Origin of the sequence: Vibrio sp. 10N.222.46.A1, assembly GCF_041473595.1 — a bacterium.
GTDB lineage: Bacteria > Pseudomonadota > Gammaproteobacteria > Enterobacterales > Vibrionaceae > Vibrio > Vibrio tasmaniensis_A.
In genome coordinates, this window is record NZ_JBFRSN010000550.1 from 1 (window position 1) to 4,255 (window position 4,255).

General features: G+C 40.1%; 2 protein-coding genes and 1 pseudogene. 1 reads left to right on the top strand and 2 read right to left on the bottom strand.

Features of this window, described 5'->3' with window-relative positions:
• On the bottom strand, positions 1 to 1,169 hold a 1,169-nt coding region (locus tag AB4496_RS15635; RefSeq protein WP_372081158.1), incomplete at its 3' end, for a hypothetical protein.
• Positions 1,170 to 1,574: 405 nt separating this feature from the next.
• Between AB4496_RS15635 and tnpA the strand changes: the two are divergent.
• Positions 1,575 to 1,777, top strand: a pseudogene (tnpA, locus tag AB4496_RS15640) (IS200/IS605 family transposase); the annotation flags it as partial.
• Between the two features lie 139 nt (positions 1,778 to 1,916).
• On the opposite strand, the gene AB4496_RS15645 reads toward tnpA, so the two are convergent.
• Positions 1,917 to 4,175 carry an endo-beta-N-acetylglucosaminidase gene (locus AB4496_RS15645; protein WP_102257495.1) on the bottom strand — a complete coding sequence of 753 codons (2,259 nt, stop codon included), beginning with the start codon at positions 4,173 to 4,175 and terminating at the stop codon, positions 1,917 to 1,919.
• Between the last annotated feature and the right edge of the window lie 80 nt (positions 4,176 to 4,255).

Here is a 4,255-nt window from a genome sequence, read left to right on the forward strand (position 1 = left end):
CAATCAACCTCATCGGGAATGACGGCATACCAACCTCGACTTTTGGGGGAGGTATCTAAATAAACAGACACGTAGCGTTTGTTTGGCCAAAAGCGCTTTGTTTTTGGATTGCCGTTTGGTTTAGCCCAGTCGGGTCCTATAAATTCAAAATGAATGTCTGTTACCTTGTTGCTGGTAAGCTCAGGTGTCAGAAATATTCTGGGCGTAAATTGCAGGTATCGTTCTTTGGGATACAGAGGTAAGTTGATGTTGAGTTGGTGTTTAAGAGCGGAGCGGATCTCAGAGTGCGCTTGAGTGTAGCATTCTGACCATTCAAGATTTTTTGCCGCCTCAATGGGGGACATTCCACGTGAATATAAATAGATATAGGGTGTCCAATCTATTTTGATGTATCGGTATGGGATTTTTTTGATATGAGCTACAAACGCCTTAAACCATCCTTTCCATTCAGAGTCATATTCGTTGGTCATTTTTCCATTTAAATAATTGAAACCTTTTTGTGTAAAAGATACGCATGTTTGCGTGTCGTTGAATTCTAGATACCCCTCTGAAACCAGTTGTCCTAAGATGTCCCTTACTAACATGCCAGAGCGCGGGTAAACATCTAATGAGCGCTTTTTTACTTGTGGCTTACTCAAGTTAATTCGCTTTTCTTTCACGTGCTCTAAATAGTGATTATTTATAGGGGCCACTTGGTGATTTTTGGTGGTAGGCCAGAGCCAATCTAAAAGGTCGGAAGCATAAACAGTATTGGGACCTAGTTCTAATGTATAGGACGTCGGGGCTTTGGGTAAGGGTGGAAGATCACCTTCCTTGCCGTTCATGGCGTTTCGCTCTTCGGGAGTTAAGTTCCTTAGAATGACACAGGCAAATCCTTCAATGTTGTCGATGTGCTCTCCTAGACTTACCCTCACGCTCTGAATAAAAGGGATAATGGACACTTGGTTAAATACAATGTTATGGGCTGAGACGTGGTGCGTTACTGTCTGCGCTTTTAAGTCGTCCCAGTCGCTATAACCTATCGCTTGAGCACAAATCGATAACCATGTGTTTTTTTTAATTGGGCTGTTTGAAATAATTTCAGCATCGGTAAGTTGATTGAGAATAGTGTGTAATTGTTTTTTTAATATCGGTAAATGGTCAGAATTCAAGATGGTCTTACTTGACATGGTAATTCCTTGATAAATTAACGTAAAAAAGCCTTGCAATGGCAAGGCTTGGGACGGGGGTTGAGTGATTAATCGTGATGATAAGGCTCTAGGGTGTAACCTCTATGTTGCGTAAGCTGGATTAGTGAGTACAAGGGGTCACCAGTCGTTGCCGTCGAGCATATCGAGAACAAAGAGTGATTCGGGTTGTTTTTCAGGGGACATATCATGGTGGGTGTTTTAGTTTTTTAATCGCGCACTGTGTTGACGTTTGTGTCGGAATCTTGGTTTCATTGGTGCTCTCCATTGAGGGAAACAACGTGAGGCAAGAGTGGGTGAGGCTCTCCAAGTAGTACTAGCGTTGGAAATTTAAGTTATTAAAATGCAGTGTTTTTGATCGTTCCATTCTGCAAATTTTCCCTATTAGTCTTGTTATCATATCCGCCAAAGTTGTCAATTAGCGTGATGGTGAATAACCTCAAATCCATATCATCAAGAATGCTTAGATTGCAGGATACCCACCTAACAAGGCAAAGCAAAAGCGCTGCTTATGGTCGCGATATTACTTTGCTTGTACAGCAGGAGGGGCAACAATAGAAACTCTTAAAGCATATGTAGAAAGCCAATAACACCTAACACCAGATTAAGCCGCTATCGCGACTGACGCCTTATATCCCCGCCCGATCGAGCGAGGATATAAGGCGAAATTGCTAACCTTATTGGGATCCCTTAAATTTCAATTTAAAGTCCTTCTTGACCCTAAAAAAATTATTCACGAATACGTATAGATAAGGTTCTGTTATCATCATAATCAGATGATAAACCAAGAGAATCATTGCTCCTATAACCAGTACATTCCAAATTTTGTTGATTATCGGTAAGGCAATAAGAAAACTCATAGCCGGGTAGGAGCAGCTTTATTGAAGAGATCCCTCCCCTAAAAATATCAGGGAAGTTCTCATTCGTCCCTGTCAGCAAAGGATATTGAGGTCCATGTAACTGAAGGTCCATGTAAGCGAGGCCTATAACATTATTCAAATCACGCTTTTCAATAACAAAAGAGCGATAAGAGTCATTTCTTAAATCACCAAAATAATTACTATCAGCATAGTAGATATCACATGTGCCCTCTAGGTTAGATTGAAGGCAAGCTTTCACTTGATATTGTTTATCGTGCAACCTAAGAGAAGAACTAGTAATACCTACATCCCCTAGCTCTGAAGCATTGTAAACATGGTTAAGCTGGAGCATTTCAAACAATGGAGGCTGTTGGTCTCGATGAGCAAAGAGTGTCGCTAAAGTTAATTGCGGTTGGTCAATTATCTTAACCCCACGTGTGACGTCATTGTCAGAGGCAGCTACGAGTTTTACCGTACCAGTATAGGGAAATTGACAACTGTCTTCCGTCCTTGTATTACAAAGGAGTACTTTTTTCCCTGGAGGCACAACCAAAGATGAAATTGATCGATAGAATGCCCTGTCGTAAATGTCAGTTGTATCGTAGAATGCGTTAGTTCGATCAAGAGTCAACTTTTGGCCTTGAAAGTACTGATCAGTATAGAAAACAACATTTTCTGGGTATAGTTCAAGCGGACCAACCTCAAGATGGACAATAGAATCGTTCATTTCTTCGCCCACAAAATCAAGATCCAGCCCCCATACAGTCAAACAATTTGAATAATCAGTACTTTTACATAAGCGAACGTAACTTTTTGGCCCTACCTTAATCGACGAAATCTCTCCTATAGCATTTATCTCTTCAGCAGAAGACCTTCCGTAATTAAGATGGGTCAAGGATCCTTGAAAATTAATATCCTGATAGGCAAGAACAGGAAAACGTTCTAGCTGGGCATCTGTACTCCGCTTCTTAGTATATTGAGAAACACCATTCCAATTATACTCCTCTGATTCTTTACGCTCATCGTTACCCAACATTCCTTCCCAATATTGCTTGGCGACTTGTTCCGCATTGTTTCGGGCACCTACTTCTATAGTATACTTAGTTGTCTGATCTAACTGCCCCCAATAAGAAGCATTGGGAAACATAAGATATTGCTTATTTGAATTGAACTTAGCAGGATTTCTGATCTCGTTTAAAGCTTCTGCACCATATTCACTAATGAGATAATAATCGACTTCATTACTATGAGGAGATGCTTTCATTCTTGGTTCTATAAAGCCATTTGGAGTAATATCGGCGTCTGATATCCAACCACTATAGCCCTCTGAACCAATATATTTTATAAATTCTATATTTTTTTCTTGTTGTAATGTAGTAATCCTACTGTCACTTAGCGCTGAATCAATTTGATTAATACAGGTTTCTCGCTGTTGCTCCCCAGAAAAACTTTCAACATTTAAAAACCATCCTTCAAAATTCAGTCCGTCAGCCAATTCAATGAGCTTTGTCATCAAACTGACTGTCCCTAAATCTCGACAATCTTGAAAATTTCCTCCATGGGAGAGACTAGGCAAAAAGACGCTGCCATAAATCTTGACTCCTTTCACATGAGCTTCTTCAATCCATTGAGGGTCAGGGGCTAAAATTGTGCCTTCTTGAGAGCTTCCTCCCCAAAAGACCATTCCTTCAAGATAATCCCAATAATCAAATCGAACACGGTCAGGGCTAGTGATAGCGTCAGGAATTCTTTCTAATGTAGCCCTAGGACGGACTAGGGCGGTATAACGATGATTTAGCTTGTTTAAGGCAGTATCTGGATCTAGACGATCTTCTATTCTAGCCCAATGATAAACCCAAGGTTGAATAACCCCATCAACGAGAATACCAGTCTGTCTTTCTTTCGTATTTTTACTCAAGTAATCTTCATCACTCAAGATGTCATTTACAGTTAGATCCTTCAAGGAAGGAACTGACGAGGTTGCATTATTTGGCTTATTGATAAACCAAGTGTAGGTTTTTTTCCCTTGGGCATAGGTTTGTGAACTAAAAATTAACCCTCCGATAAAAAAGATGAAAACACTCTTTATCCAAGTTCCCCATTGACGTCGTTCTCTTTGCTTTTCCATATAAAGACCTCTCTATAATTTACCCTGTACTCTGACTGAGGTTAGATTTAAGGTGGTTTATGATTTATAGAAAATATAAT

Coding starts and splice junctions, on each gene's coding strand:
- AB4496_RS15645 (WP_102257495.1), bottom strand. CDS start 4,175: ATGGAAAAGCAAAGAGAACGACGTCAATGGGGAACTTGGATAAAGAGT.